The following is a 15,713-nucleotide window of genomic DNA, read 5'->3' as shown; positions in this document are numbered from 1 at the left end:
GTCGGCGCCGGGCACAATCCGCGCCATGACACAGTGGTTGCGTACGCGGGGCGGTTGGTGGCTGGCTTGGTTGGTGCTCACGGCCGCCGGCGCCGTGTGGTTCGCGCGCGCCGAGCTGACCCGGCTCCAGCAGGATTTCGAGACCGATGCGCGCATTGCGCACCGCCTCATGAGCCAGCAGGTGGTGCAGTACGACGCGGTGCTGGCCACGCTCGCCTTGCTGGAACCCAACGCCGGCGCCGACTACCCCGAGCGTCGCCTGCCGTCGGTGTACTCGTCGATCCTGCGCGTGCAGCGGCGCGCGGCCGACGAGCCTTGGCCCGATGCCGAGCACGCCGACGCGCTGGCCGCCGCCGAGGCCCGCTCGCGCGCCGAGCGCCGCGCCGACCTGGCCGTGCTCGATCTGCCGCATGGCCGCTACCAGCTCGTGATCGGCTCGGAGCCGCTGAGCTATGCGCTCGAGATCGACCTCGTCGGCTCGGTGCCCTGGCGCGACTGGCCGATGAACCCGCAGCGCAGTCCCGTGCGCCTGGTCCTGCAGCGCGACGGCCAGCAACTGGTGCTGCAACACGGCCAATCGGCCGCGCATGGCTGGCGCTACAGCCTGAGCAAGGAACTGGCGTCGCCGAGCCAGCCTTTCGAGCTGGTGGCCGAGCGCCAGGTCGGCTGGGCCGAGCTGCCGTGGCGCACCATCGGCGGCTGGGCGGTGGCGATGGCGCTGCTGCTGGCGGGCCTGTGGGCCGCGCAGCGCCAGCGCATCGCGCGGCGCCGCGCCGAAGAACTGCTGCGGCTGGGCCAGGTGGCGCGCCTCAATGCGCTGGGCGAGCTGTCGGCCGGGCTGGCGCACGAGCTCAACCAGCCGCTCACGGCCGTGCTGGCCAACGCCCAGGCCGCGCGCCGCCTGCTCGACGACGACCCGCCCGACCTCGCCACCGCGCGCGACGCGATGGGGCAGGCCGTCGAACAGGCCCGCCGTGCCTCGGGCGTGGTCGGCCGCCTGCGCCGCGTCATCGAACGTCCCGAGGCCGGCGGCGACGTGAAGCCGCTGGTGCTGCAGGAGGTGGTGCGCAGCGCCATGCACCTGCTGGCGCCCGAGTTCGCGCGCCACGGCGTGGCGGCCCAGTTCGACGCCAGCGCGCAGGCGCCCGTGCGCGTGCAGGCCGAGGCCGTGGCGCTGGAGCAGATCGTGCACAACCTGCTGATGAACGCGATGCAGGCGCTGGACCTCGTGCCCGCCGCCGAGCGGCGCCTCGTGGTCTCGGTTGGGCGCAACGGCGAGGAGGGCGTGCTGACCGTCACCGACAACGGCCGCGGCATTGCGCCCGAGGCGCTGCCGCGCCTGTTCGAACCCTTCTTCAGCACGCGCGAAGGCGGCCTGGGCCTCGGCCTGAGCCTGAGCGAAACGCTGGCCAGCGGCATGGGCGGCAGCCTGAGCGCCGCCAATGCCTCGCCGCGCGGTGCGCGCTTCACCTTGCTGCTGCCGCTGGTGGCACCTTCGACATGAACACGCCAACCACCGCGGACCAGCCGCAATCGCCCCTGATCCACCTGATCGACGATGACCAGGCCGTGCGCGACAGCCTGTCGCTGCTGATCGGCACCGTCGGCCTGCGCGTGCAGGGCTGGGCCGATCCGCAGGCCTTCATCGACGGCTTCGACCGCGCGAGCGTCGGCGCCATCGTGCTCGATGTGCGCATGCCCGGCATCAGCGGCCTCACGGTGCTCGACCGGCTGGTGGCGCAGGGCGTCGACCAGCCCGTGATCATGCTGACCGGCCACGGCACGGTCGAGATGTGCCGCCGCGCCTTCAAGGCCGGCGCGGCCGAGTTCCTGGAGAAGCCGGTGGACGACGAGCAGCTGCTCGAAGCCCTGCAGCAGGCCGTGCGCCAGCATGTGCGCACGCGCGAGCGCTCGCAGGCCGACAACGCCGCGCGCGAGCGGGTGGCGCAGCTGTCGGAGCGCGAGCGCGAGGTGCTGGCCTTCATCGTGCAGGGGCTCACCAACAAGGAGATCGCGCGCGTGCTGGCGCTGTCGCCGCGCACCGTCGAGACCCACCGCGCCAACCTGTTCGCCAAGCTCGATTGCGACTCGCTGGCGCAGCTGATCCGGCGCTATGCCGTACTGGCGTCGGATGCAGGAGAAGAGGGCGCTCCGTAGTTCTACGGAGGGCTGGGCGTAGCCGTACGAATGGTTGCAGCGGACCTTATTTTTTACAGTGACACCGTGGTCGGCACAGGCCGGCACGAACCCTCTCATCACTGGAGAAACAACACATGCAATCGATCATCCGCGTTGGCGGCCTCGCCGTTCTGCTCGCTGCTTCCGTCGCCCAGGCCCAGACGCCGGCCCCCGCTGTTCGCACCGAGAAGAACATCTCGCTCGCGCTGGCCAACCAGATCGCCGCAGAAACCGTGGCCGCCTGCGCCGCCAACGGCTACAACGTGGCCGCCACCGTGGTCGACCGCGCCGGCACCGTGCGCGCCGTGCAGCGCGCCGACAACGCCGGCCCGCACACGCTGTCGTCGAGCGAACGCAAGGCCTGGACCTCGGCTTCGGCCAAGAGCCCCACGCAAGCCATGATGGAAGGCGCCCAGAAGAACCCCGGCGCCGCCAACCTCGTGTACCTGCCGGGCTTCCTGCTGCTGGGCGGCGGCGTGCCGATCAAGTCGGGCAACGAAGTGATCGGCGCCGTGGGCGTGGGCGGTGCGCCCGGCGGCCACCTCGACGAGCAGTGCGCCAACGCCGCGCTCGAGAAGGTCAAGGGCCAGCTCTGATGACGGCGCGCGGTCTCTGGTCGGCGGTGCTCGCCGCCGCAATCGGCTGGAGCGCCGCGCCCGGCGCGGCGGCCCAGGTGCCGCCGCTGGCCGCCGAGGTGCTGGCCTACGAGGGTCTGCATCGCGCGGCCTGGCACGGCGATCTGCCGAAGCTCAAGAGCCTGATCGCCTCCGGCGCCAGCCTCGATGCGCGCGACGCGCGCGGCCGCACGCCGCTGCAGGTCGCCACCTATGCACGCCAGCGCGACGCCGTGACGCTGCTCGCCAAGGCGGGCGCGAACATCGACCTGCTCGAAGACGACCGCTACGACGCCGTGACCATCGCGTCGGTGGCCGACGACGTGACCACGCTCACGCTGCTGCTGCAACTGGGCGCCAAGCCCGGGCAGGTCACCAGCCGCTACGACGGCACCGCATTGATTGCCGCTGCGCACCTGGGGCACGACGAGGTCGTGCGCCGGCTGGTCGCGGCCGGTGCGCCGCTGGACCACGTGAACAACCTGCACTGGACGGCGGTGATCGAATCGATCGTGCTCGGTGACGGTGGCGCACGCCACCAGCGCACGCTGGCCGCGTTGATCGCCGGCGGCGCCAACCTGCAACTGGCCGACCGCCAGGGCCTCACGCCACTGCAGCTCGCAAAGGCGCGCGGCTACACCGCGATGGTGAAGCAGCTCGAAGCGGCACGCGCCAAGTAGCCTGCTGCGCCGCAAGCCGGGGGCGACTCGGGGACAATCGGACCTCCCCACGAGGAACCGCCCCATGTACATGCCTCCGCAGTTCAACGCCAAGGACCCGGCCGTCGCGCTGGGCCTGATGCGCGACCACCCCTTTGCCAACCTGATCTCGAACGACGACGAGGGCCTGCCCTTCGTCACGCACCTGCCCATCGTGGCCGAGCAGCGCGAGGGCGATGTGTTGGTGCTGCTGGGCCACTGCGCCAAGCCCAACCCGCACTGGCGCTACCTGCAGGCGCGGCCGCGCGCGGTGGTGGTGTTCCAGGGCCCGCACGCCTACCTGTCGCCTTCGGTCTATCCCGACCTGGCGCGGGTGCCGACATGGAACTACCTCGCGGTCCATTGCACCGTCGAAGCCCGGCTCGTCGAGACGCCCGAGGCCAAGGACGCGCTGCTCAAGAAACTCATCGGCGACCACGAGCCGGCCTACGCCCAGCAGTGGAAGGACCTCGGCGAGGAGTTCCAGCGCAAGATGCTGGCCGGCATCATGGGCTTCGAGCTGCACGTGACGGCGCTGCAATGCAAGATCAAGCTCAACCAGCACCGGCCCGAATCGCATGCGGCGATGCGCGAGGTCTACCGCGCCGGCTCGGCGGACGAACAGGCGCTGGCCGTGTGGATGGACCGGCTCGGCATGGCCGTCGCACCGGAGGCGCGCTGAGATGCGGATGTTCGGTTTGATCGGCCTCGTGCTCGCGCTGGTCGTCGTCGGGCTGCTGGCGAAGCAGCAGCTCTCTCGCACTGCGGTCGCCAAACAACCGGCCGTACCTGGCGTATCCGCCCCGGCGGCGGTCGATGCGCGCACGCAGGCGCAGCAGGTCCAGCAACAGGTCAAGGACGCCCTCGACGCCGCGGCCCAGGCCCGCAAGATGCCCGATGACAACTGAGCCGGCCGCATCGACATCGGACGCGCACTGGATGGCGCTCGCGCTGCAGGAAGCGCAGCGCGCAGCCGATGCGGGCGAGGTGCCCGTGGGCGCGGTGCTGGTGAAGGACGGCCAGGTCATCGCAACCGGCCGCAACACGCCCGTGGCGCAGCACGACCCGAGCGCGCACGCCGAGATCAATGCACTGCGCGCCGGCGCCGCCGCGCTCGGCAACTACCGGCTCGACGGCTGCGAGCTGTTCGTCACGCTCGAACCTTGCGCGATGTGCGCGGGCGCCATGCTGCATTCGCGGTTGGCGCGCGTGGTGTTCGGCGCCGCCGACCCCAAGACCGGCGCCGCGGGCTCGGTGCTCGATCTCTTCGCCGAGCCGAAGCTGAACCACCACACCCGCGTGCAGGGCGGCGTGCTGGCCGACGACTGCAGTGCGTTGCTGCAGCGCTTCTTCCAGCAGCGCCGCAGCGTCGCGCGCGCGCAGGCCGAGCCGCTGCGCGACGACGCCTTGCGCACGCCTGCTGAACGCTTTGCCCCGCTCATCGATTTCGAATTCGCGCCGCATCACGTCCAAGACCTGCCAATCTTGCAAGGCTGGCGCCTGCACTGGATCGACGAGTCCGGCCCGGCCGGCAGCGACGGCCGCGTGGCGGACGTCCTTTGCCTGCATGGCCCAGGCGAGTGGGGTTACTTCTTCCGCCACCTCGTCGGCACGCCCGGCCTGCGCACGCTGGTGCCCGACCTGATCGGCTTCGGCAAGAGCGACAAGCCCAAGCGCGAGGCGACGCACCAGCTCGAATGGCACCGCGACGTGCTGCTGGCGTGGCTCGAGCAGGTGCATCCCGAACCGCTCGCGCTGGTGCACAGCGCGGCGGGCGGCGAACTGGCCGCGCTGCTGCAAACGTCGGCACCGGGCCGCTTCACCGCGACGCTCGCCGCACCCGACAGCGGCGTGCGCGCCAAGGACGCCTGGCGCGCGCCGTTCCCCGACCGGGGCTACGAAGCCGCGCTGCGCGCGCTGGGCCCACGGGCTGTATCGGGCGGTCCAACGGTGGCGCAGGCCGCCCCCCTGGCCCGGCAGATCCGGGACGCAATGGGATACTCGACGACGTGACGTCCAAACATATCTACATCTATTCCCCCTCCAGTGCCATCCGCGACAAGGCCGCCTTCCGGCGCGGCGTGGCGCGGCTGAAGGCCCTGGGCCATGAAGTCGAAGTCGATGAAGCCGCGCTCTTGGCGCACCAGCGTTTCGCGGGCGACGACGCCACCCGGCTTGCCGCCATCTCGCGCGCAGCCGCCAGCGGCGCCGACGTGGCGCTGATCGCGCGCGGCGGCTACGGCCTCACGCGCATCCTCGACGCGCTGCCGTACAAGGCGCTGGCCAAGGCCATCGACAAGGGCACCGAGTTCGTCGGCTGCAGCGACTTCACGGCCCTGCAGAACGCACTGCTGGCCAAGAACGGCGCCGTCACCTGGTCCGGCCCTGCGGTCGGCGAAGACTTCGGCGCCGAAGGCGGCGCCGACGACATCATGGAAGCCTGCTTCGACGACCTGTTGAGCGGGCAGGGCGAAGGCACCGGCTGGCGCATGCCGGCGCGCGATGCCGAGCTCAAGGTCAAGCCGATCGAAGACGCCGTGCTCTGGGGCGGCAACCTCTGCGTGCTGACCAGCCTGCTGGGCACGCCGTACTTCCCGGTGGTCGACAAGGGCGTGCTCTTCATCGAAGACACGAACGAACACCCGTACCGCATCGAACGCATGCTCGACCAGCTGAAGCTCGCGGGCGTGCTGGCGCGCCAGAAGGCCGTCGTGTTCGGCCAGTTCACGGGCGTGCGCAACATCGCCGGCTACGACCGCGGCTTCGGCATGAACACGGTGATCGACCGGCTGCGCGCCAGCCTGAAGAAGGTGCAGGTCATTGCCGGCCTGCCGTTCGGGCATGTGCAGACCAAGGTGCTGCTGCCGGTGGGTGCGAAGGTGGCGCTGGCCGCCGAGGGGCGCGACGTGTTCCTGGTGTGGGGCCATCGGCACGGCCACCATGACCATGATCACCACGGTCACGACCATCACGGCCACGACCATTGAGCCAGCTCGCAAGCGGCCACCGGTGCCGCTGCGATGCCGGCCGATCAGGACATCACTGGTTGGTGAAACGCTGATGGACGCGCGGGCCCATCGAGCCGGGCAGGCCGCCCTTGAACATGCTGTTGATTTCTTTCATCTGGCGCCGCGCAGCCGATTCGCCGTCGATGGCGCTCAGCGCGACCATCACGTCCTGGCGCAGGTACCAGAGGGTCTCGACATCGACCGCAAAGCGCACGCGTTGGCTGACGCGCTGGATCGATTGGCCGCCGCGGCCCTGGAGCACCGACAGCATCGCCGTACGGATGCGCCCGAGCTGACTTTCCGCAACCTGCCGCGAGCCCAGGCCGGGTACGTTCAGGAGCTGAAAAAGGCGGCGAAAGAGCAGCATGTCACGAAAAGCGTATTGCCGGGAGCTGAGACGGTCGCTACCTTAAGCCTCAGTTCGCCGGGACACAAGATGTGAAACACCGTTTCTTGTTTGCAAACAACAAGCTTTAGCGGTCTCTTTTGTTGTCATTTGAATTTTGAGCGCAAAAGTATTAAAAAACTTTGGCATTCATCTGCACGATGCGCCAAGCTGGCCCCGTCGATGCAGCGTCAACAAGAAGCTTCTGCGGATCGTTCCTTGCATGTGAAGGCGCATGTCGGGGAAACTTCTCGCAGGAGCGGCGAAAGGTCCAGAGCAACATAACTAGCGCTTGCCGCCAAGAAAAAACAGTATGGGTGTCAATTCCACAGTCGTTTTCGCGGACTTGACCGGAAGTACCAGGGTCTTCGAGGCCATGGGGAATGCACGTGCCACCGAAACCGTGACGCGGCTGACCCAATGGATCGGGCGTGTGTGCGAGGCCCACGGCGGCCGGGTCGTGAAATCGCTCGGCGACGGCGTGTTCGCCATCTTCACCAGCGGCGCCGCCGCCACGCACGCGGTCATCGAGTTGCAGCGCTACCACCAGAAGCGCCTGGCCGGCTGGCCCGTGCCGCTGCGCATGGCGCTGCAGATCGGCGTGGCCAGCGGCGACGTGGTCGAGGTCGAGGGCGACTGCTTCGGCGACGCCGTCAACCTGGCCTCGCGCCTGAGCGACCTGGCCGGCCCCGGCCAGATCTGGGTCACCGAGGCGGTGATCCAGCAACTGCACGAAGGCGCGGTGCAGCACCGCGACCTCGGGCCCATCAGCATCCGCGGGCGCACCGAGATGTCGATCGTCCACCGCATCGACTGGCAGGAAGACCTCACCAGCTTTCTCACCGTGCCGGCCGCGTTGCTGCCGGCGCGGCTGCCCGATTCCACCTTCGGCCGCATCGAACTCGCATGGCTCGACGTGCGCTCCATGTTTCGCATCGACCAGTTGCCCATTCACCTGGGGCGCGTGGGCGACGCGCAGTTCGTGGTCAACGACCCGCGCGTGTCGCGGCTGCATGCGCGCATCGAGGAGCGGCAGGGCAGTTGCGTGCTGATCGACGTCAGCACCTACGGCACCTGGGTGCGCTTCCACGGCAATGGCGGGCCGAGCCACGAGATCGCGCTGCGGCGCGACGAGTGCGTGCTGCACGGCCGCGGCGAGATCGGCCTGGGCGCGCCGCTGAGCGATTTCAGTGCGCCGACCATCGCCTTCAACACGACGGGCGACGACGTGATGCTGTCGCGCCGGGCCATCGTGAACTGAAGGCCGACTGGGAATCCCGTTCACGTTTGGCAACCAGCTGGTGCGCTTCGTGGTGCACCACGCAGGGACATGTGGCGTTGCAGGACCACGCCGGCGCCGTTCGCGCCAGGCCTGGAGCCACCATGCATTCCCCAAGTGATTCTTCTGTTTTCAGATGGGCCGCCGCTGCCGCGATCGCGGCCGGCGCGCTGCTCGCCACGGGTGCCGCCAGCGCGCGCACGAGCTGGTCGGTGCAGATCGGCACGCCCGGTGCGGTCTATGCGCCGCCGTACTACGTGCCGCCGCCCGTCTATGCGTACCCGGCCCCGATCTACTACGAGCCGCCACCGCCGCGGGCCTACTACCGTCCGCCGCCACCCGTGTACTACCGGCCGGCCCCGATCTACGTCCCGCCGCGCGGGCGCCTGTACTACGGCCCCGGCTATCCCTACCGTGCGCCGAACGATGACGACGACGATGACGACCGCGATTGACCGGCGATCCGCAAGCTTGCAGGCATGCCAATTCTTGGCGTGAACTCTGACGAAAACGTCACATTCAGTCACATTTGTAAGATCAAAGAATTCATTTCATGCCTGCGGAAGGGTTCGGGCCCGGGGCATGACACTTGCCTTGGATCGTTCAACAGGCGCGCAGAGTGCCGAAGGAGCGACAAAAAATGCAGACCAGCGTTCGGCCTTTCACCGATGTCGAGGCCGCCATTGCGGCGGTGGAGGCCCTGGACGGCGAACTCCGTAAGTTCGAGCTGGCCGTGGGGGACAACCTCCAGGACAGCATCGGCCTGCAGATGGCGCAGATCACCGACCGTGCGCTCGCACGCGGCTGGGAGCCCAGCGGCTTCATCCAGAAGGAAGGTTTTCGCCTCTACCGCTACCGCGCGATGCGCTGACAGGTGAGGAGAGGGCCGGATCAGCCCGGCGCGAGGATGCGCTCAAGCGCCCCGATGTCGATGGGCTTTTGCAGGTGGTGGTCGAACAGCACCTCGCCCGGCGCCGCATTCGCCGCGTCCCGCTCCGAAAAACCAGAAATCGCCACCAGCAGCCGCGGCGTGCCTTCTGCGGCCGTGGCACGCAGCCGGCGCGCCACCTCGGTGCCCGGGAAGTCGGGCAGGGTGAGGTCGATCAGCGCCGCATCGAAGCGCTCGCCGGCCGCTGCGTCCAGCGCCTGTTGCGCCGTGTAGGTGCAGCGGGCGGTGTGATCCTGCAGCGTCAGCAGCTCCCGCAGCAGGTCGGCCGCGGCCTCGTTGTCGTCGACGATCAGCACATTCACAGTTGTTTTCTCTCGGCATCCATTGATTGCGATCCCGCAGTATCGACGCTGTGCCTACCGGAATCCGTAACAGAGGCCTTGTTTGTTACTTCCCGCTGTCGGCCGAGGCGGGCGGCGGCTGCAGCGGCAGCTCGACGAAAAAGCGCGCGCCGTGGCCCGGCGTGCTCTCCACACCGATGCGGCCCGCATGCAGGCTCACGATCTTGTGCGTGATGTACAGCCCCAGGCCCAGCCCGGCCGCGTGCTTGCGGCTGACGTCGGTGCGTTCGAACTGCTCGAAGATGCGCTGGTGGTCCTCGGGCGAGATGCCGATGCCCTGGTCGCGCACGCTCACGACCGCGTGGTCGCCGTCCTGGCGCACCGTCATCTCGACCGGCTTGCCGCCGCCGTAGCGCAGCGCGTTGGTCAAGAGGTTGGTCAGCACCTGTTCGATGCGGAACTCGTCCCACACACCGCGCAGCGCCGGGGGCGCGTCCAGGCTGATGGTGCAGCCCGCGGCCTCGGCCTGGTGGCGCAGGTTGTCGACCACGGCGCGGGCCAGCTCGGCCAGGTCGACCGGCTTCGTCTGGATCGACAGCGCGTCGCGCCGCAGCCGCGTCACGTCGAGCATGTCGTCGATGAGGCGCACCATGTTGCGGATCTGCCGCTGGTCGCGCTCGATCATGGTGGGCAGCTTCTCGGGCGAGAAGCTGTCGAGCTTGCCCTTGGACAGGTGCAGCTGCCGCAGCTGCGCCTCCAGGTAGAGCGTGTTCAGCGGCGTGCGCAGCTCGTGCGACACCATCGACATGAAGTCGTCGCGCATGCGCACCGCGCGCTCCAGCTCGCGCTGCGTGTGCTGCAGCTGCTGCACCAGCTCTTCCTGCTTGCGGTGCGCGGCGGCCAGCGATTCCATTTCGTGGCGCAGCGCCTTGCGGTGCTGGTGCAGGTCGACGAACACGCTCACCTTGCTGACCACCGCGTGTGGGTCGAGCGGCTTGTGCAGGAAGTCGACCGCGCCGCTTTCGTAGCCCTGGAAGGCGTAGTTCATCTCGCGCCCGGCGGCGCTCACGAAGATGATCGGGATGTGCCGCGTGCGCTCGGTGCCGCGCATCAGCTCGGCCAGTTCGAAGCCGTTCATGCCGGGCATCTGCACGTCGACGATGGCGAGCGCGAATTCGTGTTCCAGCAGCAGCGCCAGCGCGGCCTCGGCCGAACCGGCGCGGTACACCAGCCGCCCGGGCGCGCGAATCAGCGCCTCGAGCGCCAGCAGGTTCTCGGGCAGGTCGTCGACGATCAGCAGCTTGCTTTCGACCTCAATGGGCATGGGCGGGCTCCAGTAGCTGCAGCAGGATGCGCAGGTCGCGCAGCCGAAGCACGTGGTCGGGGGCGTGGCGCGCAATGGCGGCGAGGGGCATGGTGGGAACCAGGGCTTCTTTCGGGTCTTGCACGGCGGTGAGTCCGCCGGCGCGGTGGATGCGCAGCAGGCCTTCGGCGCCGTCCTCGTTGGCGCCGGTCATGAGAAAACCGGCCACCGAGGGCCCGTAGGCATCGGCGGCCGAGGCCATGAGCACGTCGATGGACGGGCGCGAGAACAGCACGGGCGGCTCGCAGCTCAATGAAAAGCGGCGCCCGCGCTCGATCGACAGGTGGTAGCCCGGCGGCGCGAAGTACAGGCAGCCGTCCACCAGCGGCATCTTGTCGAGCGCCTCGTGCACGGGAATCGGCAGGCGCTGCGCGAAGATCTCGGCCAGGTGGCTCTCGTGCGATTCGGGCAGGTGCAGCACCACCGCCATCGGAATGCGCCAGTTGGCCGGCAGGCCGTCGAGCACCGCGCTGAGCGCGTCGATGCCGCCGGCCGAGGCGCCGAGCACCACGGCCTCGACGCGGCGAACCGGAAACGGACGGTGCTGCGTGCCGGCGCGCTTCATGCGACCTTGCGGTAGATGCGCTCGGCGCGCGCGTGGGCGTCGAAGCGGTCGGCGTAGCCCGAGAAGTCGATGCTTTCCTTCGAGCCCAGGCCGAGAAAACCGCGGTGCGACAGCGACTCGTGGAACAGTCCGAGCGCGCGGTCCTGCAGCTGGCGGTTGAAGTAGATCAGCACGTTGCGGCACGACACCAGCTGCGTCTCGGCGAACACGCTGTCGGTGGCCAGGCTGTGGTCGGCAAAGATCACGTCGGCGCACAGCGAGGGGTCGAAGCGCGCGGCCTCGTAGGCGGCGGTGTAGTAGTCGGAGAACGCGCTCAGGCCGCCCGCGCGCTGGTAGTTGGCCGTGTAGCCGCGGATCGCCTCGAGCGGAAAGATGCCCTGGCGCGCCTTCTCGAGCGAGGCCGGGTTGATGTCGGTGGCGTAGATCTGCGTGCGCTCGAGCAGGCCTTCCTCGCGCAGCAGGATGGCCAGCGAGAACACTTCTTCGCCCGTGCTGCAGCCCGCGACCCACACCTTGACTGACGGGTAGGTGTGCAGGATCGGCACCACGTGCCGGCGCAGCGCCAGGAAGTAGGCCGGGTCGCGGAACATCTCGCTCACGGGAATGGTCAGGAACTGCAGCAGCTGGCCGAACAGCGCCGCGTCGCGCAGCACGCGGTCCTGCAGCGCCGAGATGCTGGGCAGCTCGAGCTGCTCCAGCGCATACAGCACGCGGCGCTTCTGCGAGGCCGTGGTGTAGTTGCGGAAGTCGTAGCTGTACTTGAGGTAGATGGCCTCCATCAGCAGGCGCAGCTCGATCTCGGTGTCGCTCAGCGGCTGGGGCTGCATGGGGGCGGTGGCCGGGTCCTGCAGCGCGGCGGGAAGGGGCTTGCGGGTCACAGGCGCTCCATCTTCGGCATCCACACGCGCAGCAGCGAGAACAGGCGCTCCAGGTCGACCGGCTTGGCCAGGTAGTCGCTGGCGCCGGCGGCCAGGCACTGGTCGCGGTCGTCCTTCATGGCCTTGGCGGTGATGGCGATCACCGGCATCTTCGCGAAGCGCGGGTCGGCGCGCAGGTGGCGCGTGGCTTCCAGGCCGTCCATCTCCGGCATCATCACGTCCATCAGCACGAGGTCGATCTCGCTGACCTGGTCCAGGCGCTCCAGCGCCTCGCGGCCGTTGCGGCCGATCTCGACCGTGGCGCCGCGCTGCTCCAGCGCGCTGGTGAGCGCGAAGATGTTGCGCACGTCGTCGTCCACCAGGAGGATGGTGCGGCCCTCGAAGATGCGGTCGCGCCCGCGCGCCGTCTTCAGCATGCCCTGGCGTTCGCTGGACAGCGAGGCCTCCACCTTGTGCAGGAACAGCGTCACCTCGTCGAGCAGCCGCTCGGGCGAGCGCGCGCCCTTGATGATGATCGAGCGCGAGTAGCGCTGCAGCTCGGTCTCTTCGTCGCGCGTGAGGTTGCGCCCGGTGTAGACGATGACCGGCGGGAACGACACGATCTCTTCCGCCGCCATGGCCTTGAGCAGCTCGCTGCCCTGCATGTCGGGCAGCCGCAGGTCGGTGATCATGCAGTCGAACACGCGCGTGCGCAGCAGCGCCAGCGCCTCCTCGCCGGAGCCGACCGCGACGATTTCGATGTCGTCGTCGCCGATCAGCCGGATCACGCTCTCGCGCTGCAAGGCGTCGTCTTCCACCAGCAGCACGACCTTGACCTTCTGCGTGAGCTTTTCTTCCAGCCGGCCGAACACCTTGGTCAGCTCCTCGCGCGTGGCCGGCTTCAGCGCGAAGCCGATGGCGCCCATGTGCAGCGCGGCGGCCTGCGCGTTGTCGGCGGCCGAGACCACGTGGATCGGGATGTGGCGCGTGTGCGGCGAGTCCTTGAGCTTTTGCAGCACGTCCAGGCCGGTGCTGTCGGGCAGGCGCATGTCCAGCAGGATCGCGTCGGGCACGAACTGCGTGGCCAGCTCGAAGCCGTCGGCCGCGCCGTGCGCCACCAGGCAGCGGTAGCCCAGCTCGTGCGCCAGGTCGTACAGGATGTGGGCGAACTGCGGCTCGTCCTCGATGACCAGCACGCGGCGCACCTGGTCGCGCGGAATCGAGCGGTCGTCCGCGAAGCGCGGGGCCGGCACCACCGGCGCCGGGGCAGGGGGCGCGAGCGGCGGCGGCGACAGCACGGCGGGTGCATGCGAGGGCGAGGCGCTCGACACCGAACGCAGCGTGCCCACCGGCATGGCCGGCGCCGGCATCGTCTGCGGCGCGCGCGGCGGCAGTTGCAGCGTGAAGGTGCTTCCCTGGCCGGTTTCGCTCTTCACCGTCAGCGAGCCGCCCAGCAGCTGCGTGAGGTCGCGCGAGATCGACAGGCCCAGCCCTGTGCCGCCGTAGCGCCGGCTGGTGGTGCCGTCGGCCTGGCGGAAGGCTTCGAAGATCAGCTCGTGCTGCTGCGGGTCGATGCCGATGCCCGAGTCGTGCACCGCAAAGGCCGCGCCGCCGTCGGCCGTGGCCGACACCGTGAGCGCCACTTCGCCGCGCTCGGTGAACTTGATCGCGTTCGACAGCAGGTTCTTCAGGATCTGCTCCACGCGTTGCCGGTCGGTGACCAGCAGGGCGGGCGCGTCGGGCCGCAGCTCCAGGCGGAACTCCAGGTTCTTGTCGGTCGCGAGCGGGCGGAAGGTGCTTTCCAGGCTCTGGGCCAGCTTGTCGAGCGGCACCTCCTCGGGCACCAGTTCCAGCTTGCCGGCCTCGACCTTGGCGATGTCCAGGATGTCGTTGATCAGCACCAGCAGGTCGTTGCCCGAGGCGTAGATCGATTCCGCGAACTTCACCTGCTCCAGCGACAGGTTGCCCTGCGGGTTGTCGCCCAGCAGCTTGGCCAGGATGAGCGCGCTGTTCAACGGCGTGCGCAGTTCGTGCGACATGTTCGCCAAAAACTCAGACTTGTAGCGGCTGGCGCGCTGCAGTTCGTCGGCGCGGTCTTCCAGGTCGCGCTGCACGCGGCGCAGGGCGGTGTTGCGTTGGTCGAGCGCCTCGGTGCGCTCGGAGAGCTGGCTGTTGGTCTGCTCCAGCTCGGCCTGCTGGTTCTCCAACATGGCCTGCGAGGCGCGCAGGGCGCGCGACTGTTCTTCGAGCTCTTCGTTGGCGGTGCGCAGCTCTTCCTGCTGCACCTGCAGTTCTTCGTTGAGCTGCTGCGTTTCAGCCAGCACGTCCTGCAATTGCTCGCGGTAGCGCGCCGCCGCCAGCGAGGTCCCGATGTCGTCGGCCACGAGGTCGAACAGTTGCTCGCTGCGCGCGTCGGGCGTGCCCGGCAGGCCGAGTTCGAGCACGCCGTTGACGGCGCCGTCGGCCGCCACCGGCAGCAGCAGCACGGCCTTGGGCGCCATCTCGCCCAGGCCGGAGTTGACCTTCAGGTAATCGGCCTGCACCGGATCGATCAGCATGCGGCGCTGCTCGGCCGCCGCCTGGCCGATCAGGCTTTCGGTGGGGGAGAACACCTGCGGCGAGGCTTCGGCCTCGCTCGAAAAACCGTAGCTCGCGGCGCGGCGCAGCGGGCCGTGGCGCTCGCGCACATAGAGCGCGCCCACGGAGCTGCCGAGATGGCGCGAGAAGAACGCGAGGATCTTGCGGCCCATGTCCGGCGCGCTGAGTTCGCCGACCAGCTCGCCCACCAGTTCGGTCTGCGCATTGCGCAGCCAGGCCTCCTGCGACAGCCGCTCGGCGTGGGCCGCCTGCTCGCGCAGCACCACGTCGTAGCTGTCGGACAGCCGCATCAGCTGCCGGCGCCCGAAGAACGCCACCAGGCCCGAGTACACCAGCGTGAACAGAAGGAACAGCCCGACCACCCACCAGCTCGTGCGGTTGGCTTCGGTGTTGCGCTGGAAGCGCAGCGTCTGCTCGGTGTCCATGAAGGCCGTGAACTCGGCGCGCAGGTCGTCGGTCAGGCGCTTGCCGCGGCCCAGCCGGACGGTGGCCTGCGGATCGATGCCGTTGCGCCGCGCCTCGATCATTTCCCGCGCGAAGGTCAGCCACGACTCCTGCAGGCCGACGATGCGGTCGACACGCTCCACCTGCTGGCGGTTGTCCGACACCTGGCGGCGCAGCGCGTCGGTGTCGGCTTTCAGGCGCGGCAGGGCGGACTGGTAGGGCTCGAGAAAGCTCTCCTCGCCGGTGATCAGGAAGCCGCGCATGCCCGTTTCCATGTCGATGGAGCGGCGTTGCAGTTCGCTGGCGGCGCGCGTGACCTGGTCGGTGTGCTCGACCCAGCTCAGGCTCGTCAGCAGATACAGGATCAGCGCGACGAACGCCACGGCGCCGATCAGTCCGCCCAGCAGCGGCAGCTTGAGGTTGCGGCTGAGCAGGCGGTCGAATTCGACGGGGTCGATCGCGGAGGGAGTTTTCATGAATGCATTTGTAAGCAA

The 15,713-nt window shown here is 69.1% G+C and carries 17 protein-coding genes; 11 read left to right on the top strand and 6 right to left on the bottom strand.

Annotation, left to right across the window (positions count from 1 at the left end):
• Window positions 1-25 precede the first annotated feature (25 nt).
• The 8 genes from FFI97_RS07405 to FFI97_RS07370 all read left to right on the top strand — a co-directional run bounded on the left by FFI97_RS07405 (window position 26) and on the right by FFI97_RS07370 (window position 6,477).
• Window positions 26-1,504 carry an ATP-binding protein gene (locus FFI97_RS07405; RefSeq protein WP_144004397.1) on the top strand — a complete coding sequence of 493 codons (1,479 nt, stop codon included), beginning with the start codon at window positions 26-28 and terminating at the stop codon, window positions 1,502-1,504.
• A complete protein-coding gene (locus tag FFI97_RS07400) occupies window positions 1,501-2,157 on the top strand; it encodes a response regulator transcription factor (RefSeq protein WP_139706360.1) in 657 nt (218 codons plus the stop codon). The genes FFI97_RS07405 and FFI97_RS07400 overlap by 4 nt, the downstream gene beginning before the upstream one ends.
• Before the next feature lie 116 nt (window positions 2,158-2,273).
• Window positions 2,274-2,774, top strand: a complete 501-nt coding sequence (locus FFI97_RS07395) for a GlcG/HbpS family heme-binding protein (RefSeq protein ID WP_056581174.1) — start codon at window positions 2,274-2,276, stop codon at window positions 2,772-2,774.
• Window positions 2,774-3,472, top strand: coding sequence for an ankyrin repeat domain-containing protein (locus tag FFI97_RS07390; protein WP_139706359.1), 699 nt, complete (start codon window positions 2,774-2,776; stop codon window positions 3,470-3,472). The genes FFI97_RS07395 and FFI97_RS07390 overlap by 1 nt, the downstream gene beginning before the upstream one ends.
• A gap of 64 nt (window positions 3,473-3,536) precedes the next feature.
• Entirely contained in the window at window positions 3,537-4,172 is a 636-nt protein-coding gene (locus FFI97_RS07385; RefSeq protein WP_139706358.1) for an FMN-binding negative transcriptional regulator, read from the top strand.
• Window position 4,173: 1 nt separating this feature from the next.
• Window positions 4,174-4,398 carry a hypothetical protein gene (locus tag FFI97_RS07380; RefSeq protein ID WP_095745223.1) on the top strand — a complete coding sequence of 75 codons (225 nt, stop codon included), beginning with the start codon at window positions 4,174-4,176 and terminating at the stop codon, window positions 4,396-4,398.
• Window positions 4,388-5,503 (top strand): tRNA adenosine(34) deaminase TadA, encoded by a 1,116-nt coding sequence (gene tadA, locus FFI97_RS07375; RefSeq protein WP_139706357.1) that lies wholly within the window; start codon window positions 4,388-4,390, stop codon window positions 5,501-5,503. Before FFI97_RS07380 ends, tadA begins: the two co-directional genes overlap by 11 nt.
• On the top strand, window positions 5,500-6,477 hold the full coding sequence (locus FFI97_RS07370; RefSeq protein ID WP_139706356.1) for an LD-carboxypeptidase: 978 nt from the start codon (window positions 5,500-5,502) through the stop codon (window positions 6,475-6,477). The genes tadA and FFI97_RS07370 overlap by 4 nt, the downstream gene beginning before the upstream one ends.
• A 52-nt stretch (window positions 6,478-6,529) precedes the next feature.
• Here FFI97_RS07370 and FFI97_RS07365 read toward each other — a convergent pair whose 3' ends face one another.
• The gene (locus tag FFI97_RS07365; protein ID WP_062480058.1) at window positions 6,530-6,865 is read right to left on the bottom strand and encodes a hypothetical protein; all 336 of its coding nucleotides are present in this window, start codon (window positions 6,863-6,865) and stop codon (window positions 6,530-6,532) included.
• Between the two features lie 331 nt (window positions 6,866-7,196).
• On the opposite strand from FFI97_RS07365, the gene FFI97_RS07360 reads away from it, so the two are divergent.
• From FFI97_RS07360 to FFI97_RS07350, 3 genes are all read left to right on the top strand, one after another.
• On the top strand, window positions 7,197-8,144 hold the full coding sequence (locus FFI97_RS07360) for an adenylate/guanylate cyclase domain-containing protein (RefSeq protein ID WP_062480056.1): 948 nt from the start codon (window positions 7,197-7,199) through the stop codon (window positions 8,142-8,144).
• A gap of 122 nt (window positions 8,145-8,266) precedes the next feature.
• Window positions 8,267-8,617, top strand: a complete 351-nt coding sequence (locus tag FFI97_RS07355; RefSeq protein ID WP_139706354.1) for a hypothetical protein — start codon at window positions 8,267-8,269, stop codon at window positions 8,615-8,617.
• A 185-nt stretch (window positions 8,618-8,802) separates the two neighbouring features.
• Window positions 8,803-9,033: a hypothetical protein gene (locus FFI97_RS07350; RefSeq protein ID WP_070060568.1), complete on the top strand. Its 231-nt coding sequence runs from the start codon at window positions 8,803-8,805 to the stop codon at window positions 9,031-9,033.
• Window positions 9,034-9,053: 20 nt separating this feature from the next.
• Here the strand turns inward: FFI97_RS07350 and FFI97_RS07345 are convergent, their stop codons facing one another.
• The 5 genes from FFI97_RS07345 to FFI97_RS07325 form a co-directional block, all read right to left on the bottom strand.
• A complete protein-coding gene (locus tag FFI97_RS07345) occupies window positions 9,054-9,407 on the bottom strand; it encodes a response regulator (RefSeq protein WP_235926581.1) in 354 nt (117 codons plus the stop codon).
• A 91-nt stretch (window positions 9,408-9,498) separates the two neighbouring features.
• The gene (locus FFI97_RS07340) at window positions 9,499-10,716 is read right to left on the bottom strand and encodes a hybrid sensor histidine kinase/response regulator (protein WP_095745228.1); all 1,218 of its coding nucleotides are present in this window, start codon (window positions 10,714-10,716) and stop codon (window positions 9,499-9,501) included.
• Window positions 10,706-11,320, bottom strand: a complete 615-nt coding sequence (locus FFI97_RS07335; protein WP_062480044.1) for a chemotaxis protein CheB — start codon at window positions 11,318-11,320, stop codon at window positions 10,706-10,708. The genes FFI97_RS07340 and FFI97_RS07335 overlap by 11 nt, the downstream gene beginning before the upstream one ends.
• Entirely contained in the window at window positions 11,317-12,147 is an 831-nt protein-coding gene (locus FFI97_RS07330) for a CheR family methyltransferase (RefSeq protein ID WP_062480071.1), read from the bottom strand. The genes FFI97_RS07335 and FFI97_RS07330 overlap by 4 nt, the downstream gene beginning before the upstream one ends.
• A gap of 47 nt (window positions 12,148-12,194) precedes the next feature.
• Window positions 12,195-15,695, bottom strand: a complete 3,501-nt coding sequence (locus FFI97_RS07325; protein WP_139706352.1) for a response regulator — start codon at window positions 15,693-15,695, stop codon at window positions 12,195-12,197.
• Window positions 15,696-15,713: the final 18 nt, after the last annotated feature.

The organism is Variovorax sp. KBS0712 (genome assembly GCF_006323185.2).
GTDB lineage: Bacteria > Pseudomonadota > Gammaproteobacteria > Burkholderiales > Burkholderiaceae_C > Variovorax > Variovorax boronicumulans.
This window is presented reverse-complemented; position numbering and strand designations above follow the sequence as displayed.

Coding starts and splice junctions, on each gene's coding strand:
- FFI97_RS07350 (WP_070060568.1), top strand. CDS start 8,803: ATGCAGACCAGCGTTCGGCCTTTCACCGATGTCGAGGCCGCCATTGCG.
- tadA (WP_139706357.1), top strand. CDS start 4,388: ATGACAACTGAGCCGGCCGCATCGACATCGGACGCGCACTGGATGGCG.
- FFI97_RS07385 (WP_139706358.1), top strand. CDS start 3,537: ATGTACATGCCTCCGCAGTTCAACGCCAAGGACCCGGCCGTCGCGCTG.
- FFI97_RS07355 (WP_139706354.1), top strand. CDS start 8,267: ATGCATTCCCCAAGTGATTCTTCTGTTTTCAGATGGGCCGCCGCTGCC.
- FFI97_RS07335 (WP_062480044.1), bottom strand. CDS start 11,320: ATGAAGCGCGCCGGCACGCAGCACCGTCCGTTTCCGGTTCGCCGCGTC.
- FFI97_RS07340 (WP_095745228.1), bottom strand. CDS start 10,716: ATGCCCATTGAGGTCGAAAGCAAGCTGCTGATCGTCGACGACCTGCCC.
- FFI97_RS07395 (WP_056581174.1), top strand. CDS start 2,274: ATGCAATCGATCATCCGCGTTGGCGGCCTCGCCGTTCTGCTCGCTGCT.
- FFI97_RS07330 (WP_062480071.1), bottom strand. CDS start 12,147: ATGCAGCCCCAGCCGCTGAGCGACACCGAGATCGAGCTGCGCCTGCTG.
- FFI97_RS07325 (WP_139706352.1), bottom strand. CDS start 15,695: ATGAAAACTCCCTCCGCGATCGACCCCGTCGAATTCGACCGCCTGCTC.
- FFI97_RS07360 (WP_062480056.1), top strand. CDS start 7,197: ATGGGTGTCAATTCCACAGTCGTTTTCGCGGACTTGACCGGAAGTACC.
- FFI97_RS07365 (WP_062480058.1), bottom strand. CDS start 6,865: ATGCTGCTCTTTCGCCGCCTTTTTCAGCTCCTGAACGTACCCGGCCTG.
- FFI97_RS07390 (WP_139706359.1), top strand. CDS start 2,774: ATGACGGCGCGCGGTCTCTGGTCGGCGGTGCTCGCCGCCGCAATCGGC.
- FFI97_RS07400 (WP_139706360.1), top strand. CDS start 1,501: ATGAACACGCCAACCACCGCGGACCAGCCGCAATCGCCCCTGATCCAC.
- FFI97_RS07380 (WP_095745223.1), top strand. CDS start 4,174: ATGCGGATGTTCGGTTTGATCGGCCTCGTGCTCGCGCTGGTCGTCGTC.
- FFI97_RS07405 (WP_144004397.1), top strand. CDS start 26: ATGACACAGTGGTTGCGTACGCGGGGCGGTTGGTGGCTGGCTTGGTTG.